The organism is Mesorhizobium sp. M7A.F.Ca.AU.002.02.1.1 (genome assembly GCF_003998535.1).
Taxonomy (GTDB): Bacteria; Pseudomonadota; Alphaproteobacteria; order Rhizobiales; family Rhizobiaceae; genus Mesorhizobium; species Mesorhizobium ciceri.
Genome location: NZ_RZPB01000021.1, coordinates 1 through 16,448, shown reverse-complemented (window position 1 = coordinate 16,448; position 16,448 = coordinate 1). Strand labels below are relative to the sequence as shown.

Annotated in this window: 17 protein-coding genes and 1 pseudogene; 7 read left to right on the top strand and 11 right to left on the bottom strand. The window is 62.3% G+C overall.

What is annotated here, in order from left to right; genetic code table 11:
• Window positions 1–236 (top strand): annotated as a pseudogene (locus tag EN879_RS39695) (salicylate hydroxylase); the annotation flags it as partial.
• Between the two features lie 74 nt (window positions 237–310).
• On the opposite strand, the gene EN879_RS03010 reads toward EN879_RS39695, so the two are convergent.
• The 7 genes from EN879_RS03010 to EN879_RS02980 all read right to left on the bottom strand — a co-directional run bounded on the left by EN879_RS03010 (window position 311) and on the right by EN879_RS02980 (window position 7,336).
• Window positions 311–979: a TIGR02117 family protein gene (locus EN879_RS03010; protein WP_013532419.1), complete on the bottom strand. Its 669-nt coding sequence runs from the start codon at window positions 977–979 to the stop codon at window positions 311–313.
• Window positions 980–1,090: 111 nt separating this feature from the next.
• Window positions 1,091–1,894 carry an amino acid ABC transporter ATP-binding protein gene (locus tag EN879_RS03005; RefSeq protein ID WP_013532420.1) on the bottom strand — a complete coding sequence of 268 codons (804 nt, stop codon included), beginning with the start codon at window positions 1,892–1,894 and terminating at the stop codon, window positions 1,091–1,093.
• A gap of 31 nt (window positions 1,895–1,925) precedes the next feature.
• The gene (locus EN879_RS03000; protein WP_013532421.1) at window positions 1,926–3,083 is read right to left on the bottom strand and encodes an amino acid ABC transporter permease; all 1,158 of its coding nucleotides are present in this window, start codon (window positions 3,081–3,083) and stop codon (window positions 1,926–1,928) included.
• A 9-nt stretch (window positions 3,084–3,092) separates the two neighbouring features.
• Window positions 3,093–4,280: an amino acid ABC transporter permease gene (locus EN879_RS02995; RefSeq protein ID WP_013532422.1), complete on the bottom strand. Its 1,188-nt coding sequence runs from the start codon at window positions 4,278–4,280 to the stop codon at window positions 3,093–3,095.
• A gap of 63 nt (window positions 4,281–4,343) precedes the next feature.
• Window positions 4,344–5,372, bottom strand: a complete 1,029-nt coding sequence (locus EN879_RS02990; protein WP_127273940.1) for an amino acid ABC transporter substrate-binding protein — start codon at window positions 5,370–5,372, stop codon at window positions 4,344–4,346.
• Window positions 5,373–5,815: 443 nt separating this feature from the next.
• Entirely contained in the window at window positions 5,816–6,691 is an 876-nt protein-coding gene (locus tag EN879_RS02985) for a DUF2182 domain-containing protein (RefSeq protein WP_013532424.1), read from the bottom strand.
• A gap of 9 nt (window positions 6,692–6,700) precedes the next feature.
• The gene (locus tag EN879_RS02980) at window positions 6,701–7,336 is read right to left on the bottom strand and encodes a DUF1326 domain-containing protein (protein WP_013532425.1); all 636 of its coding nucleotides are present in this window, start codon (window positions 7,334–7,336) and stop codon (window positions 6,701–6,703) included.
• Window positions 7,337–7,791: 455 nt separating this feature from the next.
• On the opposite strand from EN879_RS02980, the gene EN879_RS02975 reads away from it, so the two are divergent.
• From EN879_RS02975 to EN879_RS02955, 5 genes are all read left to right on the top strand, one after another.
• Window positions 7,792–8,973, top strand: coding sequence for a cystathionine beta-lyase (locus tag EN879_RS02975; protein ID WP_013532426.1), 1,182 nt, complete (start codon window positions 7,792–7,794; stop codon window positions 8,971–8,973).
• Between the two features lie 130 nt (window positions 8,974–9,103).
• Window positions 9,104–10,165 carry an HPP family protein gene (locus tag EN879_RS02970; protein WP_013532427.1) on the top strand — a complete coding sequence of 354 codons (1,062 nt, stop codon included), beginning with the start codon at window positions 9,104–9,106 and terminating at the stop codon, window positions 10,163–10,165.
• Window positions 10,166–10,297: 132 nt separating this feature from the next.
• Window positions 10,298–10,972, top strand: a complete 675-nt coding sequence (locus EN879_RS02965; protein ID WP_013532428.1) for an RNA polymerase sigma factor — start codon at window positions 10,298–10,300, stop codon at window positions 10,970–10,972.
• Window positions 10,973–11,089: 117 nt separating this feature from the next.
• Window positions 11,090–11,614 (top strand): DUF4142 domain-containing protein, encoded by a 525-nt coding sequence (locus EN879_RS02960; protein ID WP_013532429.1) that lies wholly within the window; start codon window positions 11,090–11,092, stop codon window positions 11,612–11,614.
• An 11-nt stretch (window positions 11,615–11,625) separates the two neighbouring features.
• Complete coding sequence (locus tag EN879_RS02955) at window positions 11,626–11,934, top strand: cupredoxin family copper-binding protein (protein ID WP_013532430.1); 309 nt, start codon at window positions 11,626–11,628, stop codon at window positions 11,932–11,934.
• A 111-nt stretch (window positions 11,935–12,045) separates the two neighbouring features.
• Here the strand turns inward: EN879_RS02955 and EN879_RS02950 are convergent, their stop codons facing one another.
• A complete protein-coding gene (locus EN879_RS02950) occupies window positions 12,046–12,876 on the bottom strand; it encodes a crotonase/enoyl-CoA hydratase family protein (protein WP_013532431.1) in 831 nt (276 codons plus the stop codon).
• 88 nt (window positions 12,877–12,964) lie between these two features.
• Between EN879_RS02950 and EN879_RS02945 the strand changes: the two genes are divergently transcribed.
• Window positions 12,965–13,552: a TetR/AcrR family transcriptional regulator gene (locus EN879_RS02945; protein ID WP_024505017.1), complete on the top strand. Its 588-nt coding sequence runs from the start codon at window positions 12,965–12,967 to the stop codon at window positions 13,550–13,552.
• Window positions 13,553–13,628: 76 nt separating this feature from the next.
• Here the strand turns inward: EN879_RS02945 and EN879_RS02935 are convergent, their stop codons facing one another.
• The 3 genes from EN879_RS02935 to EN879_RS02925 all read right to left on the bottom strand — a co-directional run.
• Window positions 13,629–14,855 (bottom strand): anion transporter, encoded by a 1,227-nt coding sequence (locus tag EN879_RS02935; RefSeq protein WP_013532433.1) that lies wholly within the window; start codon window positions 14,853–14,855, stop codon window positions 13,629–13,631.
• 152 nt (window positions 14,856–15,007) lie between these two features.
• Window positions 15,008–15,970, bottom strand: coding sequence for a glycosyltransferase (locus EN879_RS02930; RefSeq protein WP_013532434.1), 963 nt, complete (start codon window positions 15,968–15,970; stop codon window positions 15,008–15,010).
• Window positions 15,971–16,257: 287 nt separating this feature from the next.
• Window positions 16,258–16,448 (bottom strand): GGDEF domain-containing protein (locus EN879_RS02925; RefSeq protein ID WP_164774303.1); only part of this gene is annotated, 191 nt, incomplete at its 5' end.

Genomic DNA, 16,448 nt, shown 5'->3' with positions numbered 1-16,448 from the left:
AGGTCTACGCCTCCCCTACGAACCCGCTGGCCGCGCTTGCGGTTTGGGAACAGTCACGGCGGCCGCGTGTCGCGCAGGTCGCCCGACGCGGCGCTGTCAACCGGCTGGCCTGGCATGCCGCAGGGCCGGTGGCGATTGCGCGCAACGTGTTCCTGAAAATGCGCTCGTCGGAAAAACTCGCGGCGGATTTGGACTGGCTCTATGGCTGGCGGGCACCGGAGGCTGACGAAAGCTGAAACCTGCGAAAGGTTGGCGGGACAGAGGGGGGTGTGAAGGAACGCGACACTCGCCAATTCGCGGAATGCCCACGCTAATTATACAGCCGCATCGATAGCCCGAGCGATACAGGCAGCGGGTTCCACCAGCCGGTGCGCAGGCCTGCGGTGCGCAAGGCGGCCGCCGTCCAGGTGTTGCAGCCGATCAGTGCGTTGAAATGGCCGTTGGCTTCGTAGAAGCCGTCGAACCTGGAATAGGCCGCGTCCGGAACGAGGATCGGGCCTTCCGGTCCGCGCTGGAAACTCGCATCGATGAAATCGAGCAACGCCGCGAACCGGTCCTCTGTGATGTCGAACCCCGCGATGTCAGGGGGCGGTTCGAGGATGTCACCGGCGACATCGACATGCATGACCGACGCGTCGAGGGTCAGTGCCTTCATCACCGGTACCGCCTTCAGCTCGGACCATGTCGGCGTCTCCAGGTAGAAGGCGCGACCGCCCCAGCCGAAGACGATGTAGCGGACCTCCGGCCTGTCGGCCGGTATGCCGGCGTCGACCAGGAAGTGGAAACGCTGGCGCACGGCATCGTCGACCGGGATGGCGATATCGGTGTGGATCGGATTGTTCAGCACCAGGATGTGGCGCGTCGCGGCGGGCATGGCGGCGGCCGCCGGCCACAGCGGCCGCGGCACGAGGGTGCCCGTCGTCACGGCGAGAGCGACGACAATCAACAGAAGGCCTAGAAAACGTCCCAGTCTCTTCATGAAAAGCGGCTCTGCAAAAGCGCTCCAGCGCGACAGGAACGGTCGCCTGTTATGCCATACGCAAAAGAGCCCGGCAGTGTTTCAGCCGGGCTCCTCGCAAACATCGAAAGCCTAGTGCAGGATCTGCGACAGGAACAGCTTCGTGCGCTCATGGCGCGGGTGGTCGAAGAACTCGGCCGGCGTGTTCTGCTCGACGATCTGGCCCTGGTCCATGAAGATCACCCGGTTGGCGACCTTGCGGGCAAAACCCATCTCGTGGGTGACGCACAGCATGGTCATGCCTTCTTCGGCAAGGCCAACCATGGTCTCCAGCACTTCCTTGATCATCTCCGGATCAAGCGCCGAGGTCGGCTCGTCGAACAGCATGATGCGCGGGTTCATGCACAGCGAGCGGGCAATCGCCACACGCTGCTGCTGGCCGCCGGAAAGCTGGCCGGGATATTTGTTGGCCTGTTCCGGGATCTTGACGCGCTTGAGGAAATGCATGGCGATTTCCTCGGCCTGCTTCTTCGGCGTCTTGCGCACCCAGATCGGCGCCAGCGTGCAGTTCTCCAGGATGGTCAGATGCGGGAACAGGTTGAAGTGCTGGAACACCATGCCGACCTCGCGGCGCACCTCGTCGATCTTCTTGAGATCGTTGGTCAATTCCTTACCGTCGACGATGATCTTGCCCTTCTGGTGCTCCTCCAGGCGGTTGATGCAGCGGATCATGGTCGATTTGCCGGAGCCGGAGGGGCCGCAGATGACGATGCGCTCGCCGCGCATCACTTTCAGGTTGATGTCCTTCAGCACATGGAACTCGCCATACCATTTGTGCATGGCGATGATGTCGATGGCGACATCGGTCGTCGAAATCTGCATCTTGGCGGCGTTGACCTTGATCTCTTCGGCGCTGACGGCATTTTCGGTGGCCATGAGAGGGATCCCCTTGTTCTTTTGTTTATGTTTAGCGTTTGTGGCCGGTGTCGAGCCGGCGTTCGGTGTACATTGAATAGCGCGACATGCCGAAGCAGAACAGCCAGAAGACGAAGGCGGCGAAGATCAGGCCGGACCTCGCCGTCTGCGCGGTTGCCCAGTTTGCATCGGAAAAATTCTGTTTGACGATGCCGAGCAGGTCGAACATCGAGATGATGATGACCAGGCTGGTGTCCTTGAACATGCCGATGAAGGTGTTGACGATGCCCGGGATGACCAATTTGAGCGCCTGCGGCATGACGATGAAATACATCTTCTGCCAATAGCCGAGGCCGAGCGAATCGGCACCTTCATATTGGCCCTTGGGGATCGCCTGCAGGCCGCCGCGCACCACTTCGGCCATATAGGCGGCGGCAAACAGCGACACGCCGATCAAAGCGCGCAGGAACTTGTCGAACGAAACGCCCTCCGGCAGGAACAGCGGCAGCATGACGCTGGCGAAGAACAGCACGGTGATCAGCGGGATGCCGCGCACCGTCTCGATGAAGACGACGCACAGCGTCTTGATGATCGGCATCTTGGAACGGCGGCCGAGCGCCAGCACGATGCCGAGCGGCAGCGACACGGCAATGCCGACGAAGGACAGGCTGAGCGTTACCAAGAGCCCGCCCCAAAGCGAGGTCTCGACATGCGGCAGGCCGAACATGCCGCCGACCAGCAGGACGAAGGCGACGATCGGCAGCACGAAGAACAGCAGAACCGCATTCAGCCCTTTGCGTGGCACCTTCGGCATCAGCATCGGCACCAGCAGCGCCACGAACAGGATGGCGACCAGGATCGGCCGCCAGCGCTCCTCGATGGGATAGCGGCCGAGCATGAACTGGCCGAACTTGGCATTGACGAAAGCCCAGCAGGCGCCGGTCCAGCCATCCGGCTGGATGCCGCCTTGCGCCACCGTGGCGCATACGGTCCGGTCCGGCCCCGTCCACACGGCGTTGATGAACGCCCAATTGATGATTTGCGGCAGGATCATCGCCACCAGGGCGATGCCGACGATTGTCAAAATGGTGTCGCCGGTAGACGCGATCAGGTTCTTGCGCACCCATGCGCCGAGGCCGGTGACGCTGGCGGGCGCCGGCTGCGCCAGCACCATTTCGGTGCGCACCCAGGACATATCATGTTCTTGCATGTCCTTACCTCACCTCTCCACCAGCGCCATCTTGGCGTTGAACCAGTTCATCACAAGCGAGGTCAGAAGGCTGATGGCGAGATAGATCACCATCATGATCACCACGCCCTCGACGGCCTGGCCGGTCTGGTTCAGCACTGTCCCGGCGGTCGCCGTCAGGTCCGGATAGCCGATGGCGATGGCCAGCGACGAGTTCTTGGTCAGGTTGAGATACTGGCTGGTCAGCGGCGGAATGACGATGCGCATGGCCTGCGGCACGACGACCAGCCGCAGGATCGATCCGGAACGCAATCCCAACGCTCCGGCGGCTTCCGTCTGGCCCGCGCTGACACCCCTGATGCCGGCACGCACGATCTCGGCGATGAAGGCGGCGGTATAGCAGGACAGCGCCAGATAAAGCGACAGGAACTCCGGCCGGACCTGAAAGCCGCCGGTCAGGTTGAAAGTCGACTGCTTGGGGTAATCGAAGCTCAGGGGAAAGCCGCTCAGCGCATAGGCGAGCAGCGGCAGCCCGACGATCAGCGCCGCGGATGTCCAAAACACCGGAAATTGCTGGCCGGTCGCCATCTGCCGTTGCCGCGCCTTGCGCGCGACGAACCACGCCATGGCGATGCCGACGAGCAGGGCGACGAAAATCAGCCATGAACCGTCGCCCCATACGGCGCGTGGAAAATAGAAACCGCGCTGGTTGAGAAAGGAGCCGAACGGCAAATTGATGCTGTCGCGTGGCGCCGGCAGCACGGCCAGCACGCCGGAATACCAGAAGAAGATGACCAGCAGCGGCGGGATGTTGCGGAAGACCTCGACATAGACGGTGCAGATCTTCCTGATCAGCCAGTTCTTCGAGAGCCGGCCGATGCCGATGACGAAGCCGATGATTGTCGCGGTGATGATGCCGACGATGGCGACGATGACCGTGTTGAGGAGGCCGACCAGAATGGCGCGGCCATAGGTCGAATCCGACGAATAGGCGATCGCGCTCTCGCTGATATCGAAGCCGGCGCGGCCCTTGAGGAAGCCGAAGCCTGAAGCGATGCGCAACCGCGTCAGGTTGTCGATGACGTTGTGGGCAATCCACCAGACGCCCGCCACCAGCAGCACGACGACCAGCACCTGGAAGAATATGCCCCGGATTTTCGGATCGTTGATGAAGGAGCCGCGGCTGGGCTCCTCGCGAAGTACGTCCTGCGATGCCATTCGACCGTCCCCTGGAAAGAGAAACCGGGAGGCAGATGATCTGCCTCCCGGATCACATTTCGATCAGCGGATCGGCGGCGCGTATTGCAGGCCGCCCTTGGTCCACAGCGCGTTGATGCCGCGCGCGATCTTCAGCGGGCTGCCCGAGCCGACATTGCGCTCGAACATTTCGCCATAATTGCCGACGGCCTTGTCGATGTTGACCACCCAGTCATTGGAGACGCCGAGATCGGTACCGATCTTGGTGTCGGCTTCCTGGCCGAGAACGCGCTTGATCTCGGGGCTGGCCGAGTTCTTCATCTCATCGACATTGGCCTTGGTGATGCCGAGCTCTTCAGCCTGCAGCAGCGCAAAATAGGTCCATTTGACGATGTGGTACCACTGGTCGTCGCCCTGGCGAACGGCAGGTCCGAGCGGCTCCTTGGAGATGATCTCGGGCAGCACGACATGGTCGGCCGGCGATCCCAGCGTCAGGCGTATGCCATAGAGGCCCGACTGATCGGTGGTGTAGACGTCGCAGCGGCCGGCATCATAGGCGGCGTTGACCTCTTCCAGCTTTTCGAAGACGACGGGATTGTACTCCATCTTGTTGGCCTTGAAGTAGTCGGCGAGGTTCAGCTCGGTGGTGGTGCCGCTCTGCACGCAGACGGCTGCGCCCGAGAGCTGCAATGCCGAATTGACACCCGGCAGCTTCTTGGCGTTGATCATGAAACCCTGGCCGTCATAATAGGTGACGCCGATGAAATTCAGGCCGAGTGCCGTATCGCGGTTGATGGTCCAGGTGGTGTTGCGCGACAGGATGTCGATCTCGCCCGACTGCAGCGCGGTAAACCGCTCCTTGGCGCTGAGCGGCGTGAACTTGACCCTGGAGCCGTCACCGAAGACGGCGGCCGCGACAGCGCGGCAGAAATCCGCATCGATGCCTTGCCAGTCACCCTTGTCGTCCGGCGCCGAAAAGCCGGCCAGGCCGGTGGAGACGCCGCACTGGATGAAGCCCTTCGCCTTGACGGTGTCGAGCGTGGCCGCCGACGCGGCGGACGCCATCAATCCAAGCGTGGCGGCGCCTAGAATGCCGATAGCAATGTGTTTCATGACCCACAGACCCTTTTCTCTGTTTTTCAGGAGTAAATCCTGATTTTTTTCTCCCGTGTGAACGCGGCTTCATCCCGGCCCATCCCGAAACCCCGCATCGTAACCGACGCGCCGCCTCCCATTCACAAATGTCATCGAAGGCGATAATTCCTGTGAGGTCAAGGGAAATGACCCAAACCCGAAGAGTTTGAAAACCGATTGCCGTAAATGCCTGATTTACAGACAAACACGCCCGCGAATTAGTCAGCAGGGGCCAATAAAGGCGGCAAAGCTGATGCAACGCCAACGCGGGGCCGATACCGGCCGCGGCAGCGAAATCCATCCCGGGCAAATACCTCGTGGTTGTTGACCTCCGCGTGGGGCGAACTACCATGTCCCAAGATTGTCTTCTGACGATTTACTGGCGGCTGCAGTCCAATACAGGTCGCAGACGAAGACTGTTCTCAAGAGGCTTGAAAGACGATCCAGGTCCCGATGCCAGCCATCAACGCGCCTGAAACGCGCGGAATCAGCTGCCCGGTCGGCACCGTCTTCTCCAGCAGGACGAGGATGGCGATGCCGGCGATCCACAGCACGTTCATGACGCCACCGACGAACAGCAGAGCCATCAGCGCCCAGCAGCACCCCAGACAGTAGGCGCCGTGATCGATGCCCAGCCGGAGCGCGCCGAGCGGAGCGGAGCGGAATCCGCCATGGCCGGCCAGGAACGCGATCGGGGCCTGACATTGGCGCAGGCAGACGCCCTTCATCGGCGTCCATTGATAGAGACCGGCGGCGATCAGGACGAGGCCGCCGAGGACCGCGCTGCCGGTCGCCATCGAGGGGTCGAGCAAGGCAAGACGGGCGAGCAGCCATTGCGCACCGGTCGCCACGAGGCTGAAGACGGCCCAGACGGCGAGGTAGCCGGCAAAAAACCATCCCGTCGAAGCGATGGGCCTGCCATCCGCCCGCGCCTTGCGGCCGACACCGGCATAGAGCAGCAACATCGGTGCGACCGAAGGCGTCATCATGCCGACCATCATCACCGCCCACATCGTGAAGGTGAAAGCGAAATCGGCCAATGCCCAGGCCCGGATGCCTGGCGCCACGGCGGCGCCCATATCCATGCCGCCCATACCCATGTTCGACCCGTCCATATTCGACATGTCCATTCCGGCCATGTCACCGCCTCCGCTGTCCGGCAAGGCGGAGCCGGGCATGACCATGTCGGTGGCGAGCCACAGCACATAGGCCCAGGCGAGCACGGCAATCACCACGAGCGCGGCCATCACGACCGCGCGATCGCGCCGCAGCACCGCCTCGAGGGCCGTGTCGCCCATTGGATCAGGTCAATGCACGATGCCGCTCTGCGTGAGATGCAGATTGGCGAAATGGCTGTGCGTATCGGCCAGCTCGAACTTGATCGGGCCCGTCGCCTTTGTCCAGCCGCGCCCGACCTCGGCGATCGCGTATTCGAAGCCGTGCGGCAGGTCGATGCGCGCCTGGTGGGCAGCGCCGGTGACCGGATTCCGGATCGGCTCGCCACGACCGTCGGTTATACCCTCGACATGCAGCTGACTGGTTCGCGCGTCGACGTCGATGTTGAATTCGATCGGCGCAAAGATCGGGTCGTGGAACTTCTCCAGCGTGGTCGAAAAGACCTGGAATATCGTTGCACCCGGTTCGGTATCCAGACCGCCCAATATGCGAAGCAGCGCGCCACGTTGGGCTTCCGTCGCCCTCTCGTCGATGATCACCGCGGCTTCGCCCCCGCCCTGGTGTATGGCGCCGGGCCAGCTGAAAATCCCGACGAACCGCAATCCGTCGAGCTTGGTGTCGCCGTGATGGCCGCTTTCGATTTCCATGCCGGCGACCGCCTGGCAGAACCCGTATGTCGGCATGGCGTTGAACTGGCACGGGCAGCCATAGGCGCAGTTGCAGTTGATGAATTCGCGCGCCTTCATGGCCCATTTGACGTCCGGCATGGCATTCCTCCCTTGCCGCGCTCACGCTTGGTGAGCGCGATCCGGATCGTGGAGGACCAGAGGTCAACCGGCAGCAACCATCCGGCAGCATCTGATCGAAGCAATCCGGCGATTAATATTAGCCGACAATCATATACCTTCCGCAGCCGCCCACAATAGCCGATCGGCGGAGATGAGGGCTCCGAACGCAGGTCAATCAAAGACCGCCTTTTCGCGATAGGAATTTTTTCTTGACAGCCTGCCCTCAGCTATGATACATTTTCGTCCATGGTGCTGATTTGCGCCGATGACCCGCCGCACAGGCGGGTTTTTCGTTTTGATATCCTGTCCCCGCATCGCTGTTTTTGCCGCGACGAATTGGCATATTCGAAGTCCATCTCCTGGCGGACGGTGGCTGTTGCACGGTCCATGCCGCCGCACTATGGCTAGCGGCTTGTCAAACAAGGCGACGCAGAATGGCGAAAGACGGCGAGCACTTTAGCGGCGGGATGGGCATCAACACGCGGCTTGCCCATTCGGGCAACAATCCGCACGACTATTTCGGCTTCGTCAATCCGCCGGTGGTGCATGCCTCGACCGTGCTTTTTCGCGACGCGGCGTCAATGGCGGCTCGCACCCAGAAATACACTTACGGCACGCGCGGCACGCCGACGACCGATGCGCTCGCCCACGCCATAGACGCGCTGGAAGGTTCGGCAGGCACGATCCTGGTGCCGTCGGGCCTTGCGGCGGTGACGGTACCGCTGCTCGCCTTCGTGTCGGCCGGCGACCATCTGCTGATCGTCGATACCGTCTATCATCCGACCCGCAACTTCGCCGACACGATGCTGAAGCGGCTGGGCGTCGAGGTCGAGTACTACGCCCCCCATGTCGGCGCCGGCATCGCGGCGTTGATCAAGCCCAACACCAAGGTGGTGTTCACGGAATCACCGGCCTCCAACACCTTCGAGGTGCAGGACATCCCAGCCATCGCCAAGGCGGCGCACGCCGCGGGCGCCATCGTCATGATGGACAATACCTGGGCGACGCCACTGTATTTCCGCCCCCTCGACCACGGTGTCGACATCTCGATCCATGCGGCGACCAAATACCCGGCCGGCCATTCCGACGTGCTGCTTGGCACGGTGTCGGCCAATGAGAGCTGCTGGACGCATCTTTATGAAAGCTTCTGCACGCTTGGCTGCTGCGCCGGGCCCGACGACGTCTACCAGGTGCTGCGCGGCCTGCGCAGCATGGGCGTGCGCCTTGAACACCATCAGCGCAGCACGCTTGCCATCGCCTCCTGGCTCGAAGGCCAGAAGGGCGTGGCGCGCGTGCTCCACCCGGCCCTGCCCAGCCACCCGGACCACGAACTGTGGAAGCGGGACTTCTCCGGATCGAGCGGCATCTTTTCCATCGTGCTTGCCGGCGGCGGACAAAAGCAGCAGCACGCCTTTCTCGACGCGCTGCAAATCTTCGGCCTCGGCTATTCCTGGGGCGGCTATGAGAGCCTTGCCGTGCCGGTCTGGCTCGGCGACCGCGTTGTCGCGAAGGCCCCCTATGAGGGTCCATTGATCCGCCTGCAGATCGGCCTCGAGGACGTCGACGACCTGAAGGCCGACATTTCGCGCGGCCTGACCGCGGCGGCGGCTGCGTAGCGGAATTCTATTCCCTCAAATTGCAGTTTCCCGGATCAGTTTGGCTTTCAAATTCAACGATGCCGCGTCATTGCGGTGCGATCAGCACATTTTCGACTTCCCCTGGAATATCGGCAGAGTTTTCGACCCCATGGCTTTCCGCCTTTTTGTTCCCATTCTTGCCGGCGCGACGCTGCGCGAGCGTCTCGTCGCCTGTATCGGCGCGACGATCGGCATTGCACTCACCGGTGTGATCGCCAGCCTTGTGCTCGGCAACGGCCCGCACGTGCCGCTGCTGGTGGCGCCGATGGGGGCGTCGGCGGTGCTGCTGTTCGCGGTGCCCGCCAGTCCGCTGGCACAGCCATGGTCGATCATCGGCGGCAACACGATATCGGCACTGGTCGGCGTGATCGTGGCGCATTTCATCCACGAAACCGCCCTTGCCAGCGGCATCGCGGTGGCACTGGCCATCGCCGCCATGTCGTTCACGCGCTGCCTGCATCCGCCGGGCGGAGCGGCCGCGCTGACCGCGGTGCTGGGAGGGCCTGCCGTGATCAGCGCCGGCTTCCTGTTTCCATTCGTGCCGGTGGCGCTGAACTCGATCCTGCTGGTGGCGCTCGGCTACGGCTTCCACAGGCTGGCCCGGCGCAATTATCCGCATGTGCCGGTTGCGGCGCCGGCAAACAGCCACGGCACCGGCGATCTGCCGGCGCAGCTGCGCGTGGGCTTTCGGTCGGAAGACATCGATGCCGCGCTTGGCGCACTCGACGAGACGTTCGATATCGATCGCAACGATCTCGACCGGCTGCTGCGGCAGGTCGAATTGCAGGCGATGGTGCGCGCGCACAAGACCCTTCTGTGCGAGGACATCATGTCGCGCGATGTGATCTCGGTCGATGCTCACACCTCCACCGAGGCGGCGCGCCAATTGCTGCTTGACCACAACATCCGCACCTTGCCGGTCGTCAATGCGGAAGCCAGGCTGGCAGGCACGGTGGGGTTGCGCGAACTCACCCAGGCCTCGGGGACGGTTGGATCCGTCTTAACGCCCGCGGCAACAGCCGCCGCCGGCGTCGCCGCCATGGGTCTGCTGCCCGTCCTCACCGACGGCCGCAGCCATGCGGTCATCATCGTCGACGACGACAAGCGGATTCTCGGGCTGATCACCCAGACCGATCTGTTGGCGGCCACGGCGCGCCTGCAGGCTGCCTGACAAGCCTTCGCTCGCACTGTAGTGTAGCGGCCGCCGGACCCGGCAGAAAATCTTCGGGAACCTTTTGCCGGCGACAGCGTCCAATCTCCCAATCGAGATCCTGGTTCGGAGATTGGGTTGAGGAAACTTGCCATGCCTGCTGTGTTGACGGCCGTGCCTTCCGCTGTGCCAGGCGAGATGCAGCTTGTGCACCGCGCGCTGGCGCGCGACGGCGACGCCTTCCGCACCATCATCAAGACACACAATCAGCGGCTTTACCGGATCGCGCGCGGCGTCGTGCGCAATGACAGCGAGGCCGAGGACATCGTGCAGGAGGCATACGTCAAGGCCTTCGCCCATCTCGATGCGTTTCGCGGCGACTCCTCGCTCGCCACATGGCTATCGCGCATCGTCATCAACGAGGCGCTCGGCCGGCTGCGCAAAAGACGCAAAACGGTGGCGCTGCCGGAAAATCCGCAAGCCGAGATCATCCGGTTTCCCCTCAATCCCAGCGACGATCCGGAACGGACAATGGCGCAACGGCAGATCCTCCAACTGGTCGAACAGGCCACCGACAGCCTTCCCGACGTCTACCGGACGGTGTTCGTGGCGCGGGTGATCGAGGGGCTGAGCATCGAAGAGACCGCCGACCTCCTCGGCGTGCGGCCGCAAACCGTCAAGACAAGGCTGCACCGCGCCCGCGCCCTTGTCCGCAAGGCGCTGGACGACCAGATCGGGCCGGTGCTGCTCGACGCCTTCCCCTTCGCCGGCCGGCGTTGCGAACGACTGACCAGCGCCGTGATGCGACGGCTCGGGCTGGAAAGCTGAGCCTCAGCGGATTTCAGTTCATTTCAGCGGGAACGTTTGCCGCTGACCAGCATCCAATGACCGTCAACCGAAAAACACTGTCCGGGACGATTTCAGCGTCCCGGCGAAGGAGATGCCATGTCTATCCGACACACTGCTGCGCTCGCCGCCCTGCTGCTGCTCGGCACCGCGCCGTTCGCACAAGCCGCCGACAAGCCGACCGATCCGCAGATCGCCCATATCGCCTACACGGCCGGGGTCATCGACATCGAAGCGGCCAAGCTGGCCATCGACAAATCGAAGAACAAGGAGGTTGTCGATTTCGCCAAGGATATGGTCCGCGATCACGAGGCTGTAAATGTTCAGGCGCTCGACCTGGTCAAGAAGCTCAAGGTCACCCCGGAAGACAACCCCACCAGCAAGGCGCTGACCAAAGCTGCGACGGAGGAGCGGGCCAAGCTCGCCAAACTCCACGGCGCTGCCTTCGACAAGGCCTATGTCGACAATGAGGTCGCCTATCACAAGCAGGTCAACGGCGCGCTCGAAACCCTTTTGATCCCGTCGGCGCAGAATGCCGAGCTGAAAAGCCTGCTGGAAACCGGCTTGAAGATATTCCAGGGCCATGAGCAGCACGCCGAACACGTCGCCGGCATGCTCAAGTAAGGACCGGGAGCATGCAGAACCACCATCTGTGGATTGCGTTGACGCTCGCCGTCGGGATCGTGCCGGCGCAAGCCGAAACCATCCAGGTCACCATCGACAGGCTGGTGTTCTCTCCGGCCACCGTCGAGGCAAAGGTCGGCGACACGATCGAGTGGGTGAACAAGGATGTGTTCGCCCACACGGCAACCGTGAAAGGCGGCTGGGAAGTGATGATCCCGCCGAAGAAATCCGCAAGCCTGACTTTGAAGACGGCGGGACCGGTCGACTACTTCTGCCGCTTTCACCCCAACATGAAGGGCCGTTTGGTGGTGGCGCCCTGATCCAGCTCCGACGAGTGCATGTCGCCCAAAAGTAACCTCGGTTTTGGGAGAACGACACGCATAAAAACAAAGACCTGAAGCGGGTCGCCTGAGGAATTCCAGCGACCCGCTTCAGGCTCGCCTGGCCTCGTCGGGACGCGCGATATGTGTCCACGAGCCGTCATAGCCCGGCTCGCGGCGTGCAATCCAGGCATTCAGCCCTTCGCGCAGATCAGCGGTCGGGGCCACGCGGGCAAACTGCTCGGCCTCGACCAGCAAACCTTCGGCGATGCTCTGGTTGAGGCCGCGCGCCACTGCCGTGAGGATGCCGGCAATCGCCAGATCGGAGTGCCGCAGGATACGCCTGGCCAGATCAAATGCCGCCGGCATCAACTCGGCATGCGGCACAACCTCGTTGACGAGACCCAGTTCAAGCGCCCGCGGCGGCGCAAACCAGTCGCCGGTCAACAGCAGTTCGAGCGCCCGCTTGCGCCCCGCGAGCCTCGGCAAGCGCTGGGTTCCACCAAAGGTCGGCGGCATTGCGAGGTTGATTTCCGGCTTGGCGAACAAAGCGCGGTCACTGGCGATAGCGAGCGGTACGGCCTCGGTGATTTCGCAGCCGCCACCAAAGGCAATGCCGTTGACGGCGGCGATGATGGGCTTGCGGTAGGCTTCCAGCCTCGCCGTCAGCCGCTGCCCGCGCATGACGAAATCCCGCATCGCGACACCGACGCCAAGCGCCACGCTGGCCGAGAACTCGTGAATGTCGCCCCCCGCCGAAAACGCCCGCTCCCCTGCTCCGGTCAGAATGACCGCTCGGACGCCGTCATCGACTTCCATGTCGTCAAGGACCGCAAGCAGGCGGTCGATCAGGGCATAGTTCAGCGCGTTGAGTTTCTCCGGCCGGTTGAGGGTGAGGATGGCAATCCCATCCCGGGTTTCGCTAAGGACAAGATCTGTCATTTGGCTGTTCCTTCTCCATCATGCTGATGGAAGGAAGACTATGCCCTTTGTCGCTTGTGTATATTCACTAGTCGGTATACATAGGCTTATGCCCGACACGCAGAGCCCTACCCGCAAACGCATTGTCGATGCCGCGACCAGGCTCTTCTATGCAGAAGGAATCGGTCGTGTCAGCGTCGATGCCGTTGCCGAGGAAGCGGGTCTCACCAAGCGCACGCTCTACTACCATTTCAAGAGCAAGGACGACCTGATCGCCGCCTATCTCGACGGCCGCGACCAACCCAATCTGAAGCGGATGGCCGGCTGGTTCGAGGCTGCCGAAGGCGGCGCGGATCGCAAGGTCGAGGCGATCTTCACCAATCTGGCGAGGTCCGCTCGCCACCCGAAATGGAAAGGATGCGGCTTCCTGCGCACGGCCGCCGAACTCGCCTCGATGCCCGGACATCCGGCGGTCAAGGTGGGCGCGCGGCACAAGCTGAATTTCGAAACATGGCTGGCCGGCGCCCTGTCGGACCATGGCGTCGCGGAGCCGCAAACCCTGGGGCGCGAGATCGTGCTTTTGATCGACGGCTGCTTTTCGATCATGCTGATCCACCGCAACCCCGATTACATCGAAGCGGCCGGACGCGCCGCGGCGACGCTGGTGCGGGCGCGACTTTCAGGCAGTCAGGTCTAAAGCGCGACGCGCTTTAAGCCTTTGGTTTTATGCATGTCGTTGGCCCAAAACCGGGGCCACTTTTGGGCGACATGCATTAGAAACCGAAAGCCAGCCATGCGGTGCCGGCGGCCAGCGTTATCAGCGTCAAAGGCAAGCCGACCTTGAAAAAAGCGCCGAACGACAGCGTCGTGCCGGCGGCCCGCGCCTGTTCGGCGACGATCAGGTTGGCGACCGAACCCAGCAGCGTGAAATTGCCGGCCAGCGTCGAGCTCATGGCGACGACCAGCCAGGCGCGCTCGGGGTTTTCGAGGCCGGGTATGAAGGGCCGCAGCGCCAGCACGGCCGGAACATTGCTCATGATGTTGGAAAGCACCGCGGTGAAGCCGGACAAGCGCCAGACGTCGTCCAGCCCGAGGTTCCTGGCCGAAGCGATCATGTCGGGCGAAAGAAGCGTCTTTTCAGCGCCGGCGACGACAACGAACAGACCGGCGAACATGAACAGCAGCGGACCGTCGATCTCGCGGTAGATGCGCTCCGGCTTGATGGCCCGGGTGAGCAAGAGGATGGCGCCGCCGATGAGTGCTGCCTTGGCGACGGGCACGCCGGCGAAGAAGGCAATTGCCAGCCCGATGCAGACCACCACCGCCTTCAGCACCTGCCCCTTGTGCATGCGGCCACGCGAGACCTCGGGCGTCAGTTGGACGGTGCGGGCGAATTCGGCCCGGAAGACAATGCGGATGATGACAACGACCGCGACGAGGCCGAACAGGGCGACCGGAGCCAGCGCTGCCGAAAAGGCCGGATAGGAAATGCCCGACAGTGCACCGATGACCATGTTTTGGGGATTGCCGGTGATGGTTGCGACGCTGCCGCAATTCGACGCGGTGGCGGTGGCGATCAGATAGGGGATCGGGTTGCGCTTGATCACACGGGTGACGTGGACGACGATCGGCGCCATGACGAGACAGATGGCGTCGTTGACCAGGAAGGCGGACAACACGCCGGTCAGCAGCGTCACCATCACCAAGAGCATGAAGGGCGCATGCGCGTGCTCGATGGCGACGGCGCCAAGGCCACGAAAGGCGCCCGACACTTTTAAATGCGCCACCACAATCATCATGCCGAGCAGAAGCGTGATGGTATCGAAATTGATCGCCCGGTACGCATCCTCCATGCTGAGCGCGCCGATGGCGATCATCGCGGCCCCGCCGAGAAGCGCGATCCCTGCCCGGTCGAGGCGCAGGCCGGGGATGCGGCCAATGGCGACACCGGCGTAAGTCAGGATCAGGATCAGCAGTGCCGCCGCGCCCATCAAAGTCATCGATAAGAAGTCCTGCCCAGTCTGTGGCACGCCGCTGGCTGTCGGCCCCATTCGTCCGCTTTGCGTGCCTGCTTTAGCGCGATGTCGAGATCGATGACAGCGGGCATGTTGTTGCGCCAAGGATGTCCCATGGCCCAAAGGATGACGTGCAGCTAACGCAGGTAGAAATCCAGCCTCTGTCGCACAGCTTGGGAAGAATAGGTCTGCTCGACGGTCTGCCGTGCCTTGAGGCCCACTGCCGCCCGCAGCGCCGGGTCGGCTTTGAGATCGGCCAGGATGCGCGCCGCCTGCTGCGTCGTTTCGAACAAGAAACCGTTTTCGCCATGCCTGATATGGTCGGAATAACCGCCATATGAATGGCAGACCACGGGCAACCCGCAGGCCATCGCCTCGAACACCACGCGACCGAAGGTTTCCATATGCCAACCGGTGCGATAATAAAACACGTCGAGCGTCTGCAGAAACTCTTCGGCGGAAAATTGGCCGGGTGGGAACAGTTCGAGTTGCGGATGCGGCATGAGGCTGTCCTTGAGCCCTATCCCTCCCTGTATCCGCAAGGCTGTACCTTCGGCCAGCAATGTCTTGTAGAGGGGTATGTCATCGGGATGATGTTTGCCCGGCCCATCGCGGCTCAAGCGTCCGACGGTGAAGGGACGATCCGAACCCAGACGCCGTGGTGAAAAACGTTCGATATCGATCGGAGACGGATGCACGGTGCCATCGACTTGGAGCATCCGTCTCTGAAAATCGGAAATCAGCACCAGTTCGGCGTCGGGCCAGTTCAGCATGCGGGGCATGCGTCTCGTCAGCGAGATGATTTTCGGGTGAAAGGTATTGAAGACATAGATCAGCCGGCGCGGCCGCGGGATCAGGTAAGGCCATATCTTGTTGCGCCAATGAGAGCCGAGAAAGACGTAGGTACCGCCATTCGGTACATCCCACTTCGACAGCGAGACGCGGCGAATCGGGAAATTCCGCATCAACTCGCCGGACACGCTGGAGGAGGTTGCCCACAGATGCACCTCGGAATCGACACTCAACAACCGGTACAGTTCCAGAGCTTCAAGGTCACTGCCACCGAAGGGGTCCTGAAAGCCGTTGAACAAATGGATCATAATAGCTGTGTTTACCTGACCGTTTCCGCATATGTTCGCCAGCATCAAAAATCATGATCGCTGTCGGCCGGAACGCTTGGAAACTCAGAGTCAAAACCGTTTCTGCCGACAACGAAAATCGCCAACGCGGGGGAGTATACCGGCAAGCGGTTGCAGTCCATGGCCCATCGAGCCGGCATGCTATCCGTAAGGATCGGATTCCTTGCGGCTGATTATAAGCATTTGGAAACATAGAAGGAGCGTCTGTTTCGAGAGCTTCCCGATCAGCCTTCTGCAAGTTTCTGCCATCAATGCACGGTGGCGACGCCGGGCGCAGGCGCCGGAGACGTTCCGGCCGGATCGAAGCTGACTTGATCGCGTCCGTTCGACTTGGCCGTGTAAAGCCTTCTGTCGGCAGCGGAGAAAATTTCCTCATAGGTGATCGGGCCGGTAAAGCTTGTGCCGCCGATGCTGACGGAAAGCGGACAAGGCCTGCCGC

Bases quoted from the DNA above. Each gene is read 5' to 3' on its own strand.
- EN879_RS03000 (WP_013532421.1), bottom strand. From the start codon at position 3,083: ATGCAAGAACATGATATGTCCTGGGTGCGCACCGAAATGGTGCTGGCG.
- EN879_RS02990 (WP_127273940.1), bottom strand. From the start codon at position 5,372: ATGAAACACATTGCTATCGGCATTCTAGGCGCCGCCACGCTTGGATTG.
- EN879_RS02970 (WP_013532427.1), top strand. From the start codon at position 9,104: ATGGCTTTCCGCCTTTTTGTTCCCATTCTTGCCGGCGCGACGCTGCGC.
- EN879_RS02960 (WP_013532429.1), top strand. From the start codon at position 11,090: ATGTCTATCCGACACACTGCTGCGCTCGCCGCCCTGCTGCTGCTCGGC.
- EN879_RS03010 (WP_013532419.1), bottom strand. From the start codon at position 979: ATGAAGAGACTGGGACGTTTTCTAGGCCTTCTGTTGATTGTCGTCGCT.
- EN879_RS02930 (WP_013532434.1), bottom strand. From the start codon at position 15,970: ATGATCCATTTGTTCAACGGCTTTCAGGACCCCTTCGGTGGCAGTGAC.
- EN879_RS02950 (WP_013532431.1), bottom strand. From the start codon at position 12,876: ATGACAGATCTTGTCCTTAGCGAAACCCGGGATGGGATTGCCATCCTC.
- EN879_RS02955 (WP_013532430.1), top strand. From the start codon at position 11,626: ATGCAGAACCACCATCTGTGGATTGCGTTGACGCTCGCCGTCGGGATC.
- EN879_RS02965 (WP_013532428.1), top strand. From the start codon at position 10,298: ATGCCTGCTGTGTTGACGGCCGTGCCTTCCGCTGTGCCAGGCGAGATG.
- EN879_RS03005 (WP_013532420.1), bottom strand. From the start codon at position 1,894: ATGGCCACCGAAAATGCCGTCAGCGCCGAAGAGATCAAGGTCAACGCC.
- EN879_RS02995 (WP_013532422.1), bottom strand. From the start codon at position 4,280: ATGGCATCGCAGGACGTACTTCGCGAGGAGCCCAGCCGCGGCTCCTTC.
- EN879_RS02985 (WP_013532424.1), bottom strand. From the start codon at position 6,691: ATGGGCGACACGGCCCTCGAGGCGGTGCTGCGGCGCGATCGCGCGGTC.
- EN879_RS02945 (WP_024505017.1), top strand. From the start codon at position 12,965: ATGCCCGACACGCAGAGCCCTACCCGCAAACGCATTGTCGATGCCGCG.
- EN879_RS02975 (WP_013532426.1), top strand. From the start codon at position 7,792: ATGGCGAAAGACGGCGAGCACTTTAGCGGCGGGATGGGCATCAACACG.
- EN879_RS02980 (WP_013532425.1), bottom strand. From the start codon at position 7,336: ATGCCGGACGTCAAATGGGCCATGAAGGCGCGCGAATTCATCAACTGC.
- EN879_RS02935 (WP_013532433.1), bottom strand. From the start codon at position 14,855: ATGACTTTGATGGGCGCGGCGGCACTGCTGATCCTGATCCTGACTTAC.